Annotated in this window: 16 protein-coding genes; 8 read left to right on the top strand and 8 right to left on the bottom strand. The window is 44.9% G+C overall.

The window, feature by feature from the left end; genetic code table 11:
- Positions 1–101 precede the first annotated feature (101 nt).
- Positions 102–851, bottom strand: coding sequence for a methyltransferase domain-containing protein (locus FX988_RS00805; protein WP_160177894.1), 750 nt, complete (start codon positions 849–851; stop codon positions 102–104).
- A 157-nt stretch (positions 852–1,008) separates the two neighbouring features.
- Between FX988_RS00805 and gloB the strand changes: the two genes are divergently transcribed.
- Complete coding sequence (gloB, locus tag FX988_RS00800) at positions 1,009–1,782, top strand: hydroxyacylglutathione hydrolase (RefSeq protein ID WP_160177893.1); 774 nt, start codon at positions 1,009–1,011, stop codon at positions 1,780–1,782.
- Between the two features lie 31 nt (positions 1,783–1,813).
- Entirely contained in the window at positions 1,814–3,475 is a 1,662-nt protein-coding gene (locus FX988_RS00795) for a LysM peptidoglycan-binding domain-containing protein (protein WP_160177892.1), read from the top strand.
- Between the two features lie 104 nt (positions 3,476–3,579).
- Here the strand turns inward: FX988_RS00795 and FX988_RS00790 are convergent, their stop codons facing one another.
- Positions 3,580–4,080, bottom strand: coding sequence for a VOC family protein (locus FX988_RS00790; protein WP_160177891.1), 501 nt, complete (start codon positions 4,078–4,080; stop codon positions 3,580–3,582).
- 650 nt (positions 4,081–4,730) lie between these two features.
- Positions 4,731–6,125, bottom strand: a complete 1,395-nt coding sequence (gene cysS, locus FX988_RS00785; RefSeq protein ID WP_160177890.1) for a cysteine--tRNA ligase — start codon at positions 6,123–6,125, stop codon at positions 4,731–4,733.
- A 195-nt stretch (positions 6,126–6,320) separates the two neighbouring features.
- Between cysS and FX988_RS00780 the strand changes: the two genes are divergently transcribed.
- The 5 genes from FX988_RS00780 (at position 6,321) to FX988_RS00760 (ending at position 12,236) form a co-directional block, all read left to right on the top strand.
- Entirely contained in the window at positions 6,321–6,815 is a 495-nt protein-coding gene (locus tag FX988_RS00780) for a peptidylprolyl isomerase (RefSeq protein ID WP_160177889.1), read from the top strand.
- A gap of 52 nt (positions 6,816–6,867) precedes the next feature.
- Positions 6,868–7,605 (top strand): UDP-2,3-diacylglucosamine diphosphatase, encoded by a 738-nt coding sequence (gene lpxH / locus FX988_RS00775; RefSeq protein ID WP_160177888.1) that lies wholly within the window; start codon positions 6,868–6,870, stop codon positions 7,603–7,605.
- Positions 7,606–7,810: 205 nt separating this feature from the next.
- Positions 7,811–9,394 (top strand): alkaline phosphatase, encoded by a 1,584-nt coding sequence (locus FX988_RS00770; RefSeq protein WP_160177887.1) that lies wholly within the window; start codon positions 7,811–7,813, stop codon positions 9,392–9,394.
- Between the two features lie 10 nt (positions 9,395–9,404).
- Positions 9,405–11,291: an alkaline phosphatase gene (locus tag FX988_RS00765; protein ID WP_160177886.1), complete on the top strand. Its 1,887-nt coding sequence runs from the start codon at positions 9,405–9,407 to the stop codon at positions 11,289–11,291.
- A 207-nt stretch (positions 11,292–11,498) separates the two neighbouring features.
- A complete protein-coding gene (locus tag FX988_RS00760) occupies positions 11,499–12,236 on the top strand; it encodes a hypothetical protein (protein WP_160177885.1) in 738 nt (245 codons plus the stop codon).
- Positions 12,237–12,310: 74 nt separating this feature from the next.
- Here the strand turns inward: FX988_RS00760 and ggt are convergent, their stop codons facing one another.
- The 3 genes from ggt to FX988_RS00745 form a co-directional block, all read right to left on the bottom strand.
- On the bottom strand, positions 12,311–14,008 hold the full coding sequence (ggt, locus tag FX988_RS00755) for a gamma-glutamyltransferase (RefSeq protein WP_160177884.1): 1,698 nt from the start codon (positions 14,006–14,008) through the stop codon (positions 12,311–12,313).
- 82 nt (positions 14,009–14,090) lie between these two features.
- Positions 14,091–15,464: a Na+/H+ antiporter NhaC family protein gene (locus FX988_RS00750; protein ID WP_160177883.1), complete on the bottom strand. Its 1,374-nt coding sequence runs from the start codon at positions 15,462–15,464 to the stop codon at positions 14,091–14,093.
- A 167-nt stretch (positions 15,465–15,631) separates the two neighbouring features.
- Positions 15,632–16,084 carry an Lrp/AsnC family transcriptional regulator gene (locus FX988_RS00745; RefSeq protein ID WP_007987758.1) on the bottom strand — a complete coding sequence of 151 codons (453 nt, stop codon included), beginning with the start codon at positions 16,082–16,084 and terminating at the stop codon, positions 15,632–15,634.
- A gap of 141 nt (positions 16,085–16,225) precedes the next feature.
- On the opposite strand from FX988_RS00745, the gene cysK reads away from it, so the two are divergent.
- Positions 16,226–17,254 (top strand): cysteine synthase A, encoded by a 1,029-nt coding sequence (gene cysK / locus FX988_RS00740; RefSeq protein ID WP_160177882.1) that lies wholly within the window; start codon positions 16,226–16,228, stop codon positions 17,252–17,254.
- A 90-nt stretch (positions 17,255–17,344) separates the two neighbouring features.
- Here the strand turns inward: cysK and FX988_RS00735 are convergent, their stop codons facing one another.
- Positions 17,345–17,656, bottom strand: coding sequence for a hypothetical protein (locus FX988_RS00735; RefSeq protein WP_160177881.1), 312 nt, complete (start codon positions 17,654–17,656; stop codon positions 17,345–17,347).
- Between the two features lie 308 nt (positions 17,657–17,964).
- A complete protein-coding gene (locus FX988_RS00730; protein WP_160177880.1) occupies positions 17,965–18,351 on the bottom strand; it encodes a hypothetical protein in 387 nt (128 codons plus the stop codon).
- Positions 18,352–18,527: the final 176 nt, after the last annotated feature.

Genomic DNA, 18,527 nt, shown 5'->3' with positions numbered 1-18,527 from the left:
CATTCTGCTGACAAGAAAAATAGCCCGTTGAGTACAGTTACTCAACGGGCTTTTTTGTTGACCTTGCTTTATTAGTCGCAATTCAAGCGCGCGAAACGTCGCTAGCTTTGCGGTTTTTCACTGTTAACACTGCCTGCACGAATGCTCGCCCCTACTGCACTAAACTTAGGTTTTAACTTCCACTTAGGCTTTATCGGCGACAAAGGCACAGTACGTTTTTTTGCCACAATAATGTAAACACTGGCGAGCTGAGGTAAAAAGCGCTGACACCAGCGCGTCACAATATTGTTTGGCCTGTTGGTAAAAAACTTGGAATACGGCATATATTTCACCTGCGTAACCTCAAAGCCTAATAGCTGCAACCAGTCTTTTATGCGCGGCACGCTAAAATAGCGCGCTTCATGCAGTATACTTTGTCGATTAAACCACACGAGTTTACGTAAGCCCGTTAAGCTCAAAGGATTAAAACCAACAATAGCCAAATCACCGTCAGGCATAATGACTCGGTCTACCTCGCGCAAAATTTGATGGGGGTCTTGGGCAAAATCTAATTCATGGGCTAATACAAAGCCATCTACACTGCTTTCTTTTAATGCCATTTCTCGCGATAACGAGCGCATTCCCGCTGACTCATGCGCTTTGGCAACCATATTGACACAATGCTTAATAGAGCACTTGCTGAGGGTTAATTCACTGCTTAAGTTACCTACTTTGACTAAGTGATAACCAAAGAATTGCTGGGTAATATGCTCGAGCTCATTTTCCACCATGGCTTTACGCTCAGCGCCATTTGGTAGGGCAGCCCATGAACGTGGATAATCTGGTTTTTTGTCAAGTAACGCTGGTTTCATCAATACAATACAAACCTATTTTTAACAAAGGTGTAGCAACATTTAATGCGATTAGCAGTCAACATTGTTGAGACTAGTACATGCACATGAATTTTGAATATGTATAATGTCGGATTACTTTACACCTGTTTCAATATTGTTGTCACTGGAGATTATTATGCCATCCCTGAAAATAAGACCAATTAAAGCATTCGAGGATAATTATATTTGGTGCCTAACCAATGGCGAAACCTGTGTGGTGGTCGATCCAGGTGATGCTAGTCCCGTTTTAAAATATTGCGCTCGGAACAATTTAATCCTAACGGATATATTGATCACCCACCACCATAGTGATCACACGGGGGGTGTAAATGAGTTGGTCAATGCGTTTGAAGGCGTGACTGTCTATGGGCCACAAAATCCACAAATTCAGTCCATCACACGGCGCTTACAGGCAGACGACAGGGTTCAATTAGGGTCTATAGACGTTGAATTTCGCGTCTTGGAAGTCCCCGGGCATACGCTTGATCATATTGCGTATGTGGGTTCATGCGGATTATTCTGCGGTGATACACTCTTTTCCGCTGGCTGTGGCAGACTGTTTGAAGGAACGCCCGAGCAGATGTATCAATCACTAGGGAAATTAACGGCACTAGCAGATGACACAAAAGTGTTCTGCACCCATGAATATACCTTAGCCAACCTCAAGTTTGCCTTGGCTGTTGATCCTGAGAATGAAAATCTATTGAACTATAAAGGCTGGGCAGAATCTCAAAGGGTTGATTTGAAACCTACACTGCCGTCAACTATAGGTCAGCAAAAGGAGATTAATCCCTTTTTACGTACCGCCAGCCAAGCAGTGATAGCACATGCTGAGCAGTATGCACAACAAACATTATCGACCCCTGAGTCGGTATTTGCTGCGCTTCGAGCATGGAAAGATAATTTTTAAAATATAGAACAATCATAAAAAGGAACGCCTAGTGCGCTTAAAAACCCTACTATGCCTATCGCTAGTATCGATTTTACCGGCCTGTCAAATGATGGAGCCACATTCAGAAATAGCTGAACAGATAGATCAAGAGCATGAAATAGCGCAAAAAATCGCTGATACCTGCCAGCAAGCTGGCGAGTTAGCGAATAACGAGTACGATTGTGAAGCAGCTGATGAAGGCACGATCCCTATTACCCACCCCGAAGAAGAGGTAGAGGTTGTTATAGCGCCAGAAACGATCCCTGAAAACATAGAAGTGTTAGACGTTTGGCAACAAGTGGGACAAAATTTATCATTTGAATTTGAAGATAACCAACGGATCGCGAGTCAGCGCAATTGGTATTTAAAGCACCCGTCCTATATGCAGCGCGTCGCCAAGCGCGCCAAACCATTTTTATATCTCATCGTAGAGCGCCTCAAAAGCCAAGACATGCCCATGGAATTAGCGCTTCTCCCCATTGTAGAAAGCGCCTTTGACCCCTTCGCATACTCCCATGGTCGCGCAGCTGGCATGTGGCAATTCGTACCGGCAACCGGTAAACGCTTTGGTATGAAGCAAACCTGGTGGTATGACGGACGCCGTGACGTGATGGCCTCAACCGATGGTGCAATCGCCTACCTAAAATATTTAAATGAAATGTTCGACGGCAACTGGTTACACGCACTTGCCGCCTATAACAGTGGCGAAGGCCGTGTTATGCGCGCAATCAAAAAGAACAAAAAAGCCGGCAAGAGCACTGAATACTGGGCGCTAGACTTACCCAAAGAAACCCGTGCATATGTGCCAAAGTTATTGGCCTTAGCAGATATTCTAAAAAATGCCGACACCTATGCATTCAAATGGCCCGTCATCGAGAACATAAAAGTCACTGAGGAAGTTGACGTAGGTTCGCAGATTGATTTGGCGCTGGCCGCTGATATGGCTGGTCTTACCGTAGAAGAGCTTCACGCCTTAAACCCTGGCTATAACCGCTGGGCAACCGACCCAGAAGGTCCGTTTAAGCTGCTTGTGCCTGTCGATAAGGTCGAAACATTTAGTGAAGCGATCGCTGCAACCGAAACCAAAGAGCGCCTAAATTGGGTGCGCCACAAAATTAAAAGTGGTGATAGCTTGTTAAAGCTAGCGCATCAGTATCACACCACCACAGAGATCATCAGCCAAGTCAATGAACTTAAAGGTAATATGATCCGTGCGGGGGAATACTTAGTTATTCCAGTGGCGTTGAAATCGTTAGATTTTTACTCGCTGTCTCAAGAGCAACGTTTAGCCGATAGACAGTCAAAGCACAAAAGCGGCACCTATCAGGTTAAGCACAAAGTAAAGAGTGGCGATACCATGTGGGATTTAAGCCGCAAATATAAAGTGAATATGCGTAGCTTAGCAAAATGGAATGGTATGGCCCCAACTGACATGCTGCGCCCAGGCAAAGAGCTCGTGGTTTGGCTTAAAGGGAGCGAGTCAAAAACACGTGCTGATGCGGTCATGCGTACTCTCACCTACACAGTGCGCGGCGGCGATTCACTGGCAAGAATTGCCCAGAAGTTTAAAGTAAACGTGTCAGATCTGCTTGATTGGAACCAGATTAGCGCCAAAAATTACCTACAACCTGGCCAGAAACTTAAAATTAAAGTGGATGTCACTCGCACATAAACTTGGATGATTGAGGTCACATTAGCCGTATATCGAAACAGCTGGCGCGCTCGCGCGCCAGAATGTGCTTTGCTTGCCCCTCAAAAATAACCGAGATACACGACTTAACGCTGCACAGCGCGATATATAAACTCAATCCGATTGCCGCTCGGTTCATACACCATCATATGCTTGCTCGGCCCCTTGCCCGCTAACTCAGGTGCAAACTCTATCTTGACCTGCTTATCCTGTGAAAGTGTTTCATGCAGCGCATTTAAGGTTGCTTCACTGCTCACTCTAAGTGCCAAGTGATGCAGCCCAATATTATGCTTACGATCAAATGCCACAGCCGTGCTAGGGTCAGTCACACGCCACAACGTAATGACAACACTGTCATTCGATAAAAAAACAGATGGATAATCTTCGTCTCGGCTCAGTACATGAAAACCTGCATACTGGGTGAAAAAACGTTCTGATGCCTGCAGGTTACTCACCGCTAGCCCCACGTGATCGACCCCCTGCACGCTTCGTTCTTGCGCTTGCATCTGCCTCGGCTCCTGTGCATGCACCAACGTACTCCCTGAGAAAAATACGCCCAGCCCCACCCCTAATAAAAATCGCTTCATTGATACTGTTCTCTTTGGATAGTTAATATTCAATTGAACAGAACGGGATGCTAAATACTTTCTTTCATCGATATAACGCGTTAAATCTCTGATTTTACGCCTATTGCTGGCTAAAACGGCGCATTACACCAGTGAGATAAAAAGTACCATAACGCTTATTGGGGTAATTCCGTCATACACTAGAGAGCATCATGACGTCCTTTTTAGGATGCATGTCAGTGTTAGCTTCATCGCTCAAAAAAAATGAGTAAAGCGCATTCCAAGTAAACACCATCCGTAATCGTACGTATTATCGATCATTAGTCTAAGCAGAAAAATCAGGAAACGAGCAACAGGATACAAGATAAACTCCGGCCAAACTGCATGGGCCCTGCTTACCTTAACAGCGTCATGGGTTCACAAAGAAGAGAGACCCATTCAGTGAGGGAAGCCCAGCGCTAAGCTCACGGGCACTAACGTAGCGGCATGTACCTTGAGATTTTGCTTTGAGCCTTATGATGGCTCGTTTGCACATTCTTATTTTACATTCTTGCGCCGCACCTCGATTTTTACCCAGCGCCTTGTTTAGCAAGAGTCTGACTAAAGCCGTCGCAATAAAAAGGCCAGCTAATCAGCTGGCCTTGAATGTGTCATCTCGATTACGAAAAAGACTACCCCTTACGCCAAGTGGTGCCGCTAGGTCCGTCTTCAAGAATAATATTCAGGGCATTTAACGCATCTCGCGCCGCATCTGCCGCTGGCCAATCTCGGGCGGCTCGGGCATCGTTACGAGCTTTAATCAAAGCTTCGATTTCAGCCACTTCGTCTGCATCTTGTTGTTCACCTTGCAGGTACTCACTCGGGTTTCGTTGTAGAATGCCCAGTATCTTACCTAGATTCAACAGAATGCCTGCCAAGTCGCTCGCTCGACCTTGAGCTCTGTCGCCTTCTATCTTGGCTTTGTTGAGTTCTTTGGCAACATCGAATAACACAGCCATTGCTTCTGGCGTATTAAAGTCGTCGTCCATAGCTTTATCAAAACGTACGAGATAGTCATCGCTTTGCATATCCACATCAAGATTGGCGTTTACATCACGTAATGACGTATATAAACGTTCAAGCGCGCTACGGGCCTGAGTAATATTGTTTTCTGAATAGCTTAATTGACTGCGGTAATGAGCTGACATCAAGAAATAGCGCAAGGTTTCAGCGTCATGCTGCTTCAATACATCCCGTAACGTGAAGAAATTGCCAAGCGATTTAGACATCTTCTCGCTATCAACTTGCACCATACCAGCATGCACCCAATAGTTAACATAAGGTGTATCGTACGCGCAGCATGATTGTGCCACTTCATTTTCGTGATGAGGGAAAATCAAATCTGAGCCACCACCGTGGATATCAAAGTGCTCACCCAAGTGTTTTTGATTCATAGCAGAACATTCAATGTGCCAACCTGGGCGTCCTTCGCCCCAAGGTGATGACCAGCTTGGTTCACCTGGTTTAACTGTTTTCCATAATACAAAATCCATCGGATCGTTTTTGTCACTGTCTACATCAACGCGCGAGCCCATGTTTAACTGCTCTAAGTCTTGTTTACTGAGCTTGCCGTAATCGCCATAGCTACTGACATCAAATAACACATCACCCGACTTCGCTTGATATGCATGGCCACGAGCTATAAGTCGCTCAATAATAGCGATGATCTCTGGCATATGCGTGGTCACGCGAGGCTCGATATCTGGCTCTAGCAAATTAATGGCTGCGAAATCATCGTGCATCATCGCGATAGTACGCTCTGTTAATGCGCGGGTTGTTTCGCCATTTTCATTAGCGCGCTGTATTATTTTATCGTCTATGTCGGTGATATTACGCACATAATTCACCTCGTACCCCTTGTGACGTAAATAGCGCACCATCAAATCAAAACTCAAATACGTGCGAGCATGCCCCATGTGTGACAGGTCGTACACTGTGATACCGCACACGTACAACCCCACCTTTGATTCATGTATAGGTGTAAAGAGCTCTTTTTGTCGAGTCAGGGTATTGTATATGTGTAGCATTAACCGTTTTCCTATTTAAAATTGAAATGACGTAAAATGGGTATAAAAAAGAGAGCAAAAGCGCTCTGTATGGTGATTCTATCACTGTGTCACTCCCCTCGCATTAATCAATATGAATCAACTGCTTAAAAAGCGCCGCAGTTTACGTTAGAATGGCGAACTTTTATTTTTTATGATTTATCTGAGGGCATTAAAATGGTCACTATACATACTAACTACGGCGTCATTAGCGTAGAGCTTTTCGCAGACAAAGCGCCTGAAACGGTTGCTAACTTCCTAAGTTATGCCAAAGAAGGTTTTTACGACAACACCATTTTCCACCGTGTTATCGATGGTTTCATGGTACAAGGCGGCGGTTTCGAGCCAGGCATGGAGCAAAAAGCAACAAAAGCGACCATTAAAAATGAAGCAAACAACGGCCTAGCCAACGAAGTTGGTACATTAGCGATGGCGCGTACTAATGAGCCACATTCGGCTAGCTCGCAATTTTTCATTAATGTTGCTAACAACAGCTTCCTGAACTTCCGCAGCGAGTCTGGTGACGGTTGGGGTTACTGTGTTTTTGCTAAAGTGACTGACGGCATGGACGTAGTAAATAAAATTAAAGAAGTAAAAACCGGAAATTCAGGTTATCACCAAGATGTACCGGTTGAAGATGTGGTTATTCAGAAAGTTGAAGTAAGCGAATAATCTAGTGTTCGAGGCCTATTCGTCCTGAATGGGCCTCATATTGAGTTCTCCCATGCCGTTTACCTATTTTATCGCTGACTTACATTTATCTGCCCAGCGCAGTGATATCAGTCATTGTTTATTCCAGTTTCTCAAGCACGATGCGCTTCAAGCAGATGCACTGTATATACTCGGTGACTTATTCGAAGCCTGGATTGGTGATGATGATCAAACGCCCTTTAACCAGCAAGTGGCCAGCGCTTTTAAACACGTTGCTGACGCAGGCGTCGATATCTTTTTTATACATGGTAATCGAGATTTTTTGATCCGTGAACGCTTTGCCAAGCAAGCTGGGTTTACGTTATTACCGGAACAAGTCGTGATTGATCTATACGGCACGCCAACATTGATCACCCATGGTGACGAACTATGCACCCGAGATGTGGCGTACCAAAAATTCCGCAAGAAAGCCCGCGGATGGTGGTGGCCAAGACTTGTCTTGCGTCTCCCGTTACGCACTAGGCGAAAAATAGCTGAAAATGGCCGCGCCGCCAGTAAAGAAAATCAGAAACAACTTACGACAGACATTATGGATGTCACCCCTCAAGAAGTCATAGATACCATGTCTCGCTTCAACGTAACGCGTCTAATTCATGGCCATACCCATCGCCCAGCTATTCACGATTTAACAGTAAACGGCCAACCTGCCCAACGCATTGTACTAGGCGACTGGTATGATCAAGGGAGTATCCTTACTGTTACTAAAGATAAGTTGTCACTCGCTGAGCACCCGTTTTTTAAGCCGACTTAATAAACGGATTAACTTGCTAAGCTCACAATATAATCACCTGTCATAAATCGGTAAAAATTCTGCCATAATTTTGCAACCTCAGCGTCACAGATCCGTCAATAAAATGTACGCGAATATTCACACAACTCCCCTACTCTAGCTGCGCGGTTATCGGACACACTGATAACAAAATCACCACAAGCACATAAAATTCGGGAATAAAAACATGAAACTGAACTGGATATCAACAGCCAGTGCTCTGGCACTTGCTGTTTCAACTGCGCTTCACGCTGATGTCTTGCCTAGCTATCAGACGAATAACACTTGGTATGCTGATGCACAAACTAAACTAGCTGAGAAATTAAATACAAATAATCAATTCAAAGCGAAGAATGTGATTTTATTCGTAGGCGATGGGATGGGTGTGTCGACACTTACCGCCGCGCGTATTTTACAAGGTCAACAGGCCGGTAATCCTGGAGAAGAAGGCTACTTAAGCTTCGAGAAATTTCCCCATACAGCTCATGTTAAAACCTACAATGTGGATGCACAAACCCCTGATTCAGCTGGCACCATGACGGCTATGATGTCAGGCCTTAAAACCGATGTAGGGGTTATTGGTGTCAACGAGAATATTGAACGCGGTGATTGCTCTACGGTTGCCGGTAATGAAGTATCCACTGCATTAGAGCTCGCTGAAATAAAAGGCATGGCTACCGGGATTATCTCCACTGCACGTATAACTCATGCAACCCCGGCTGCCACCTACGCAAAGTCAGCTGATCGAAACTGGGAAGATATTTCCGATATGCCAGAGGAAGCCATTACGGCTGGTTGCACCGATATTGCGGAGCAACTTGTTAACTTTGAGGCTAACCTTGAAGCACGCTTTACAGGCGTCGATGTAGATGGTTTAGAGGTTGTGATGGGCGGCGGACGTCGTCACTTTTTACCCAAAGATGCCGCATTTAACAGTGCAGATGCCGTCAGCGAAGTAGAAGGCGATCGCACCGACGAGCGCAATTTAGTCACAGAATGGCAAGACATGTACACAAATGGTACCTATATCATGGACCAAGCTGGGTTTGATGCGGTAGACCCTGCCACTACCACACGCCTATTCGGTTTATTTAACGAATCACATATGCAGTATGAAGCAGATCGCGCCAATGACGTTGCGGGCGAGCCTTCGTTAACTGAGATGACCAGCAAGGCCATCGACGTACTGGACAATAACGATAACGGGTATTTTCTGATGGTGGAATCAGGTCGTATCGACCACGGTCACCATGCAGGTAGCGCTTACAATGCATTGACCGATGCCATTGAATTGTCCAACGCCATTCAGGCGGCAGTTGATAACACAAGTTCTGAAGATACCTTAATTTTAGTCACCGCAGATCACGGTCATGTATTCACTATCGCAGGCTACCCAAAACGCGGTAATCCGATCCTTGGGAAAGTGGTTTCTGTTGGTGCGACTGAACCTGCTTTAGCGGCAGACGAAATGCCTTACACCACTTTGGGTTACACCAATGGTAATGGTTTTCATGATTTAGGCGATGAAACTGACGCTGACGCCAGTTATAGCGAAGAACTTGCGGCTGGGCGCATGAACATCACTGACGTAGACACCACCACCTCAGGTTATCACCAAGAAGCGCTTATCCCTCTTAGCTCAGAAACACATTCAGGCGAAGACGTTGCGCTGCATGCGAGCGGCCCGGGTTCTCAATTGGTACAAGGGGTAGTAGAGCAAAGCGTGGTCTTTCACATCATTGAGCAAGCGCTTGACTTAATTCAGGAATAGGTAGAAAAACATGAAAAATTTAAAATTATCCCTAATAGCGCTTACGGTAATAGGTCTGTCAGCATGTGACGGAGACGATGGCAAAAACGGCACCGATGGCAGTAACGGCGTTAACAGTTTAATCGTGCAAACAGCGTTAGCCACAGGCGATGCAAATTGCCCCAACAGCGGTGTTCAAATTGACTCTGGTATCGACTCAGACAGCAGCGGCACATTGGAGTCTAGCGAAATTGATTCAACTGAGTATGTTTGTTCCCCTGGCGTCACAACCGTAGACAGCAGCGAATTACTCACTAACGTCAACAATGAATGGTTCGTAGATGGGCAAGAAGAAGTTACCGCCGCTCGCCAAACGTGGTTAGAAGCAACAAACACCACCTCAGCAAAAATCACTGCGGATACCACGCCCTCAGCAGCAGCGAAAAGTATCGCTAGTTTACGTGGCAGTGCCAAAAACGTTATTTTATTTGTTGGCGATGGCATGGGTATTTCTACTGTAACGGCAGCACGTATTCTAGAAGGTCAAATGAAAGGTGAGCTAGGAGAAGAAAACCAACTTAGCTTCGATAAAATGGCTTTTTCAGGTTTAGCAAAAACCTACAATGTCGATGCACAAACGCCTGATTCAGCCGGAACTATGACCGCCATGATGAGCGGCGTTAAAACCGATGTGGGTGTCATTGGTGTAGATGAAGACATCGAACGCGGTGAGTGCTCAACCGTTGCTGGCAACGAGCTTGTTACCGCCCTTGAGCTTGCTGAAATCGCCGGTAAATCGACAGGTATTATTTCCACTGCCCGTATTACTCATGCCACCCCTGCTGCGACCTACGCTAAATCAGCAGATCGCAACTGGGAAGACATCTCAGATATGCCAGAATCCGCTGTCACCACAGGTTGCGTAGACATAGCTGACCAGCTAGTTAACTTCGAAAGTATGCTTGAAGCACGTATTAGCGGTGTTGATGTAGACGGAATCGAAGTCGCTTTTGGTGGTGGACGTCGTCACTTCTTGCCAAAAGACGCTAGCTTTAATAGTACCGATGCCGTAAGCGCAGTAGAGGGTGACCGCACAGACGGACGCGACCTCACTGCAGAGTGGCAGGCAAACTATACCAACGGCGTTTATATTACTGACCAATCAGGCTTTGATGCCCTAAACACCGAAACTACTGAACGTGTGTTTGGCTTATTCAATGAGTCTCATATGCAGTATGAAGCGGACCGTGAGAATGATGTAGCAGGCGAGCCTTCCGTCAGTGAAATGACAGAAAAAGCAATAAAGATACTCGACAATAACGATGAGGGTTTCTTTTTAATGGTTGAGTCAGGTCGTATCGACCATGGTCACCATGCCGGAAGTGCATACAATGCCTTGACCGACACCATTGAGTTTGCACAAGCCGTGCAAAGCGCCATAGATAACACCGATCCAGAAGACACCCTGATCATCGTCACAGCGGATCACGGTCATGTGTTCACCATCGCTGGCTACCCTAAACGTGGTAACCCAATTTTAGGTAAAGTGGTGAACGTTGGTGCTGATGAGCCTGCACTTGCCGCTGACGATAAACCTTACACCACACTAGGCTATACCAATGGTTTGGGCTATCGTGATTTAGGTGACGAAACGAATGCCGACGCCACCTACTCCCTTGAGATCGCAGCGGGTCGCCAAGACTTAACGGATATTGATACCACTAGTACTGGTTACCACCAAGAAGCGTTAGTACCGCTTTCCTCTGAAACCCATTCAGGTGAAGACGTAGGTGTATACGCAAGTGGTCCTGCTGCCTTGTTGGTCAATGGTACCAACGAGCAAAGCGTCTTGTTTCACATCATGGACTTCGCTGCTGATTTAACCACGCAAGCAAACGCTGCCCAGTCGCAAGAGTGAATATGTATAGGGGTTAGGTCAGCGAACACGCCTTGGCCCCTATTTGCTATGCAACACAAAGGCTCTTAATTATAGCGGCCTATTTTACGGTGGAATGACAACCTCATTCCACCCTAAATAAGCCCCCAACAGACACACCAAATGGTATTAAATGCATGCAGGCAACAAGGGTTACACAACCTTGCGCAGCCTATGCCGGAGTTCAACATGAAAAAAACACTTTTCACTTTCGGGACCATATTAGTCTCACTAACCGCTATCACAGCACATGCGTCTGTACAATGCGCCACAGACCCCACTAAACTCAGTGCATCCTATACCCTCGAGTCAAGCAATGGCGTTCAGCACCGTAATAGCGAACTAGTTTTATACCGAAATGGAAAAACGGTAGCGCACCACTACCCACAAACTCAGATCACTGAAAGTTGGTATCAATCTCCTAATCAACAAGTCAAGCCGACACGATTCTTCGACAGTGCTAAGCGCGCCATAGAATATCAACCAGGGGAAAAGGTACACGGTAAAACCGAGACTGACTGGAATTATCGCAACAACCTAATATCACAATCACTGCTATCACAACTTGATTTAATAAAAGAAACTGGAAAGGGCTGCGAACTAACACGTCACTACAGTAAAACCATTGGCGACACTAAAATTAGCGTGCAGTGGGCCGTAGAACAATCATTGTTGCTTGAATACAGTTGGCAACAAGACAACAAAAAAGAAATCTGGACCTTAGCTCAGGTGACTCACGACGCCAAAGAAGTAGATCGTTTTTTTGCGCAACGTTCACACTATCAGACCACAGATTTTGCGGATATTGGAGACGATCATAGTGATCCATTTCTGACTAAAATGGTCACATTAGGCTTTATTGAAAAAGGGGCCTCAGGCTTTTACGATGATAAAGGCAACGCTCTGGCTGGCGGTCATCACCACTGATTCCCATGACTTCATTGATAAAAAAACGGTTGCCTAATAGCAACCGTTTTTTCTCATTCAGGTTAGATAGCCCTTTAAAATACGATTGATTTTCCGCGCCCATGAGATTCAGAGCCCGCATCTAAGCGACCATTACGAGAAATAATGGTATGCAGATCGCCAAAACGATTGTTATCCATGGTGTAACCCATTTCTTCTAGTGCTATCACTGTTTCTGGCGTTAACCCATCCTGATATCGAATAACGTCTTTCGGTAATAACTGATGATGAAAACGTGGCGCATCGACAGTTTCTTGGGCACTCATACCAAACTCAAGTGCATTTAAAATTGAAGTATACACTGAACTAATAATAGTCGTGCCACCGGGCGAACCAGTTACCACACTGACTTTATTATCTTTTAATACAATAGTTGGCGTCATCGAAGACAACATACGCTTCTTAGGGTGGATCTCGTTTGCTTGCCCCCCCACCGCACCAAATACGTTTGCCACCCTCGGCTTTGCACTAAAGTCATCCATTTCGTCGTTTAACAAGAAGCCAGCCCCCTCAACCACAACACCACTGCCAAAACCGAGATTGATCGTGGTGGTATTGGATACTGCGTTGCCCCATTTATCAACAATGGAAAAATGCGTGGTTTCTTCACTTTCTTTTAAGCCCGGCTTTACTAACTCTGTGACAGAAATTGAATTCATACTGATATCAGAACCACGCTTAGCAATATATTCAGGGGCGATAAGCTCTGCCACCGGCACTTTCACGAAATCAGGATCACCTAAATATTCTGCCCTATCAGCGAAAACACGCTTACCTGCCTCAGCTAATAAATGCACGTAAGGGGCAGAGTTATGCTCAAGCTTGGTTTTATCTTTTGTTAATTGATCATACATGGTTAACCACTGAATGATCGCAATGCCACCTGAACTCGGTGGTGGCGAAGTAAGCACATCATAGTCTCGCCATTTGGCAGTAATTGGTTGACGAGATTTAGCGTTATATTCAGCTAAATCTTGTTCATTGATCAGCCCTTTATGTTTAGCCATAAAATCGGCGATGGTTTTTGCCGTTTTGCCTTTATAGAAACCATCACGACCTTGGTCACGAATACGTGCCAATGTTTCGCCTAACTCCGGTTGTTTAAACACTTCACCAGCCTTAGCTGAGGCAAAGTAATCATCGAAGTTAACATCGAACCCCTTGTCTTTTAGGCGCTGACTATAACGGTGTATAAATCCCGCTAGTTTTTGCGGCATCACAAAGCCTTCAACAGCCAACTTTACCGCGGGCTCAACGAGGTCTTTCCAGGGTAATGTGCCGTATTTTTGATGTGCCAACCACATACCTGCGACTGTGCCAGGCACCCCAGATGATAAAATACCGATAACGGATTGATAAGGCACCACGTTGCCATCCTCGTCAAGATACATGTCGCGATGCGCAGCAAGCGGCGCTTGTTCTCTGTAGTCGATGAAATCTCCATGTTGGTCTTTATAAACCAGCATAAAGCCACCGCCACCTATGTTCCCTGCTTCTGGCAAGGTCACAGCCAATACAAACTGGGCAGCAATAGCCGCATCAATGGCATTACCGCCATCTAGCATAATTTGCTGTGCTACATCGGCACTAAACGCATCAGGCATAGCAACGGCAGATTGGCCTGCCCTTTCTTCATTTTGCGATGCTATAGGTGTTTTGAGCGCTGCTTGCTCTGGCGAACTGCAGGCGCTGAGCATAAAAAATGACAGTACAACTATGAGTGAATACTTCATTAGAATTCCTTTAAATTAAACATGTAACGAGTGCGTGCATCATTTAGCCAACCTAGCTAAATGATGCATTACGGAAACGCGTTTACAGCATGATCAAACTGGCAATAAAGTACGCAATAAACGCCAGTGCGCCGCCAAATAAGGCATACGGCATTTGCGTTCGAACGTGAGTCAGTAAGTCACACCCTGATGCAATCGATGACACGGCAGTGGTATCAGAAATGGGTGAACAGTGATCACCAAACACCCCACCACCGAGTATTGCTGCCAAAACAAGGGAAGGCGGTAAACCTAGAGTTTGGATAAGAGGCACGCCAATAGGGATCAAAATGGCGAACGTTCCCCATGATGTGCCCGTCGTAAATGACATGATGCCGCCAGCTAAAAACAGCACAGGAACAATCAGAGAAAGCGGCAAATAATCGCCGACTAAATTCGCCACAAATATCCCTGTACCCAGTTCTTTTAAACTGCCCCCTAAGGTTAAAGAAAATAATACAATGGTGACTAGCGGCAGGATCTCCCCCATGCCTTGAAAGCCTTCATCTACCAATTCTTTGTGGCTATACTTCTTGGCACTTATTAGTAAGAAATATGCCACCATACACGCCAGAACAGTCGCATACAGCACCGATTTACTACCACTGCCCGCGGCAATATCACCGTTTCCCGTCCACAACATAAAACCAATCATGCCAAATATCATGGTGCATAGCGGAACCAACATAAAACGCGCTTTGCTAGCTGGAATGGGTAAACTCACATCATTGTTTTGCTGCATTTCACGTTCGGCATCTCGCATAGGCCCATGAACTTTATCTGTGACTATGGTGTAGGTCACAATTAGCAGCGCAATGATCGCATAAAAGTTGAAAGGAATAGTGCCCCACAATATTGAAACGGCAGATTCTTCTAATTCATAATTGCTCAGCAACCCTAAAACAAAAGCTCCCCAACCATTGAGTAGAATGAGAATACAGATTGGCGCACTGGTACTGTCAATCACATAAGCTAAGCGTGCGCGGCTCATTTTAAACTTATCGTACAGACCGCGAGACAAAATCCCTGACGCTAATACGCTTAAATTTGATTCAATAAAAACCACGATGCCGGTAAACATGGTAAGCAAACCCACTTGGCGTTTACTTTTAGCCACCCCCTTGTTGATAAGCATTTCAACCGTGGCAGTGACCCCGCCTGAGTTACGTATGTATGCTAATAAAGCACCAATTAGCATACTGAAAATTAATATCCGTGCGTTCCCAGCGGAGCTGGCGATTTCAATGACGCGCTCAATAGAGCCAATGATACCGTTGAACAAAAACTCGCTACCTTTTTGATACGCCAGCAATGCTTCAGCTGAAAAGATGGCGAGAATAAGCGCCAAAATGACTTCTTTGCGCCAAAATACCACGACGATAGCAATGATCGGCGGAAGAATAGAATACCATTCCATATAGAACCTTATTTATGCGCCACAGCGCTATTATTATTGATTGTTGAACTTGGCGTGTTGCTCTAAAATAAATATTCTATAAAAGAGCCTAAATTCAGGAATAAATTATCACGCATATGAGGTACTCGCCAGCAACATTACACTATTTTTTTCACAGTTTTAAATACTTATTGTATGGCAAGCGCGGTGGTGTACTTGATTTGCTCCATAGCGAAACTAGAGGTGACATCTGACAATTGGATCCCGCCAACTAGTTTTTTATAAAAAATATCAAAGGCTTTCATATCGGCGACAACGACTTTTAGCATGTAATCATATTCGCCACTCATACGATAAAATTCGACAATTTGCTCAATGCCAGCTGCATGTTCAGCAAACTGACTTAACCAATTAATATCATGTTGACCGGCTTTTATTTGCACAAATACGGTCATACCAAGGTTAAGTTTTTCAGCATCTAATAAGGCGACACGCTTTTTAATCACCCCTTGCTTTTCTAAATTCTGAATACGTCGCCAGCACGGTGTAGTACTTAGCCCAATACGCTCAGCAATATCGTTCACGGACAGCGTTGCATCGTCCTGCAAAAGCCTAAGTATTTCTTTATCTAACCTATCCATAAAATATTTTTCTATGATTATCTAACAATTAGAAAATAATTTACAAAATTATCGTAATTAGCGCAACACTTAGAAATTTATTCCATTGTAAGCGTGGCATAGTAGTTGTCTTATTTCAGATAAATAACAGGTACGAAAAATATGTCTACTGAAGCCGTTTCAATTGCAGTGAAAAACGACACAAATAAAAACACTGACCTACACAGTGCAATGCACTTAGCAAACGTTTCTCCCCAAGGACGTATCTTTGATGACATCACACAAACTATCGGCAATACGCCTTTGGTGCGCTTGAGTCGCTTATCAGCTAAGCACAAAACCCAAGCTCAAATATTAGCCAAAGTAGAGTATTTCAACCCTGCTGGCTCTATTAAAGACCGCCCTGCTCTGGCAATGATTAACGCGTTGATGTTATCAGACAGTTTTAATGAGAAAACCCAAATCATCGAAGCCACATCAGGCAATAACGGAGTCGCCTGTGCGTGGATATGTGCCATGAAAGGCATACCTTTAACCATAGTGATTCCGGAGCACATGTCGATTGAACGGCAAAAATTGATTAAACATTATGGTGCTAACGTCATCACCACAGCAAAAGAGCTAGGAACAAAAGGAGCCATCGATAAAGCAAAATCACTGGTTGCGAGTACAGAAGGCGCGGTGATGCTTGACCAATTCGCTAATCAAGCCAACCCAGATATGCACTTTAACAGTACAGCTCAGGAAATTTGGCGCGACACAGGGGGCAAAGTAGATGTTCTAGTCGCTGGCGTAGGCACAGGTGGTACCATTACCGGAATTGCTAAGGCCCTTAAAATTCGCAACCCGAATATTAAAGTGATCGCCGTTGAACCAGCTTCTTGCCCAGTACTGAGTGAAGGGCGCGCAGGCGTGCACAAAATACAAGGACTTAGTTCAGGACACGTGCCAGATGTGCTGGATGTTGAATTGTTAGATGAAGTCATCGCGATCAGCAACGAAGACGCTATTAACTACGCTCGAGAACTCGCCCGAGTGGAAAGCCTACCTGTTGGTATTTCATCGGGTGCAGCCGCATACGCAGCAATTCAAGTTGCTCAGCGCGCCGAGTTCGCGGATAAAAATATCGTAACGATCCTTGCCGATACAGCAGAGCGCTATTTCAGTACCGATTTATTTACCCAAGACTAATTTAGGCCCAAGATCACAAATTAGTTTTTGCCAAGGTAAAGAGTGATTTAAAACGGGTGCGAATGCCGCACCTGTTTTTCAACCAAGCAATTATTTGGAAGAGTGCCCGTGGTAGGCGTGATTAAACGGCTCTTGTTTCGCTGCATTTAAATCTTGTTTTTTAGTAAAAACGATATCTTCGCTGTGACGTAATTTACGCCACGGCCTATCGCTCACAAACAACATAATTAAAACCCCGCCTGCAATTGCACCGGCAATCTTAAACAACATAATGGCCACCATAAACGCAGGTGTGCTTGCAGCTTGTTGCGGTATGTTTAGCACTGGCAAAAAAACGGTGATGGTTAAAGCAATAACAGCGACAGCAAATAGAAGTGATATAAGTGTTTTATTATTAGACATTATTAGATCCTCTTAAAATTCCTTTTAGGGTAACCAGTCCATGACGCACTTTCATATGCAAGACCACTACAATATAGCCATCATTGATAGCCCTATCAAACCCATTTTGAGGGAATATTGATCTTAAAAAGAGGCAAAGCGTAAGTACGGTAAATAAAACTCACCTGCAAGGAATGCCCCAGCAGCTTTTGCTTTGCGTTCTTACTATTTGAAAGAGAACAAGCATGACGACATAACGACGCCTAAATCCAAAAAATGGACCCGTGCTCAAGGGAACCATGATTAATGCGGATTAATGGTATTAAACGTTAATTGAACTCAAAATAAAGTATCACAAGACTCAAAGACGCTACCAGCAATAATACGAGGCCATTCAGACCTACATTATCACTTTTTCTCCGTGTCCGTTTTCGTTTCATTACTAACACAGACAAACTCAGTGCAACACAACCACAAAGTAATCCAACTAGGTAGGTACTTAACGATGCTGACCATTGCTGACGCCCCGTTACGCCCCAAAAATCTTGAACTCCGCTAATAAACTCAGGGCGAGCGTAGTGAAATACAATAAGAGCAGCAATAAACACTGCCCATCCAAACACGTTCACCCCGACCATAGTGCGATACAACTTGTCGTTTTCTATAGGTGTTTTACGCCGGTTTTTGCCTTGCCAATCTGCTTTATTTTGTTCCATTCGCTTCTTACTTCCGATTTTTCTTGAGTCTAAGCGTCACCTGAGTAAGATTACACACCTTGTGAGATTAGCCAAGGAAGGAACACTAAATTCCTGGCATTATTTGTGTATTTTTCACACAATCCTGCATCTTTCGGAAGACCAAATAACGCAGATTAGGTAATTTATCCTGTTAT

This window comes from Paraglaciecola mesophila (assembly GCF_009906955.1).
GTDB lineage: Bacteria > Pseudomonadota > Gammaproteobacteria > Enterobacterales > Alteromonadaceae > Paraglaciecola > Paraglaciecola mesophila_A.
Note: the sequence above shows the minus strand (reverse complement) of the source record. Positions and strands in the feature narration are given on the sequence as shown.

Coding starts and splice junctions, on each gene's coding strand:
- cysK (WP_160177882.1), top strand. CDS start 16,226: ATGTCTACTGAAGCCGTTTCAATTGCAGTGAAAAACGACACAAATAAA.
- FX988_RS00750 (WP_160177883.1), bottom strand. CDS start 15,464: ATGGAATGGTATTCTATTCTTCCGCCGATCATTGCTATCGTCGTGGTA.
- lpxH (WP_160177888.1), top strand. CDS start 6,868: ATGCCGTTTACCTATTTTATCGCTGACTTACATTTATCTGCCCAGCGC.
- FX988_RS00765 (WP_160177886.1), top strand. CDS start 9,405: ATGAAAAATTTAAAATTATCCCTAATAGCGCTTACGGTAATAGGTCTG.
- FX988_RS00735 (WP_160177881.1), bottom strand. CDS start 17,656: ATGTCTAATAATAAAACACTTATATCACTTCTATTTGCTGTCGCTGTT.
- FX988_RS00760 (WP_160177885.1), top strand. CDS start 11,499: ATGAAAAAAACACTTTTCACTTTCGGGACCATATTAGTCTCACTAACC.
- cysS (WP_160177890.1), bottom strand. CDS start 6,125: ATGCTACACATATACAATACCCTGACTCGACAAAAAGAGCTCTTTACA.
- FX988_RS00745 (WP_007987758.1), bottom strand. CDS start 16,084: ATGGATAGGTTAGATAAAGAAATACTTAGGCTTTTGCAGGACGATGCA.
- FX988_RS00805 (WP_160177894.1), bottom strand. CDS start 851: ATGAAACCAGCGTTACTTGACAAAAAACCAGATTATCCACGTTCATGG.
- FX988_RS00790 (WP_160177891.1), bottom strand. CDS start 4,080: ATGAAGCGATTTTTATTAGGGGTGGGGCTGGGCGTATTTTTCTCAGGG.
- FX988_RS00770 (WP_160177887.1), top strand. CDS start 7,811: ATGAAACTGAACTGGATATCAACAGCCAGTGCTCTGGCACTTGCTGTT.
- FX988_RS00730 (WP_160177880.1), bottom strand. CDS start 18,351: ATGGAACAAAATAAAGCAGATTGGCAAGGCAAAAACCGGCGTAAAACA.
- ggt (WP_160177884.1), bottom strand. CDS start 14,008: ATGAAGTATTCACTCATAGTTGTACTGTCATTTTTTATGCTCAGCGCC.
- gloB (WP_160177893.1), top strand. CDS start 1,009: ATGCCATCCCTGAAAATAAGACCAATTAAAGCATTCGAGGATAATTAT.
- FX988_RS00780 (WP_160177889.1), top strand. CDS start 6,321: ATGGTCACTATACATACTAACTACGGCGTCATTAGCGTAGAGCTTTTC.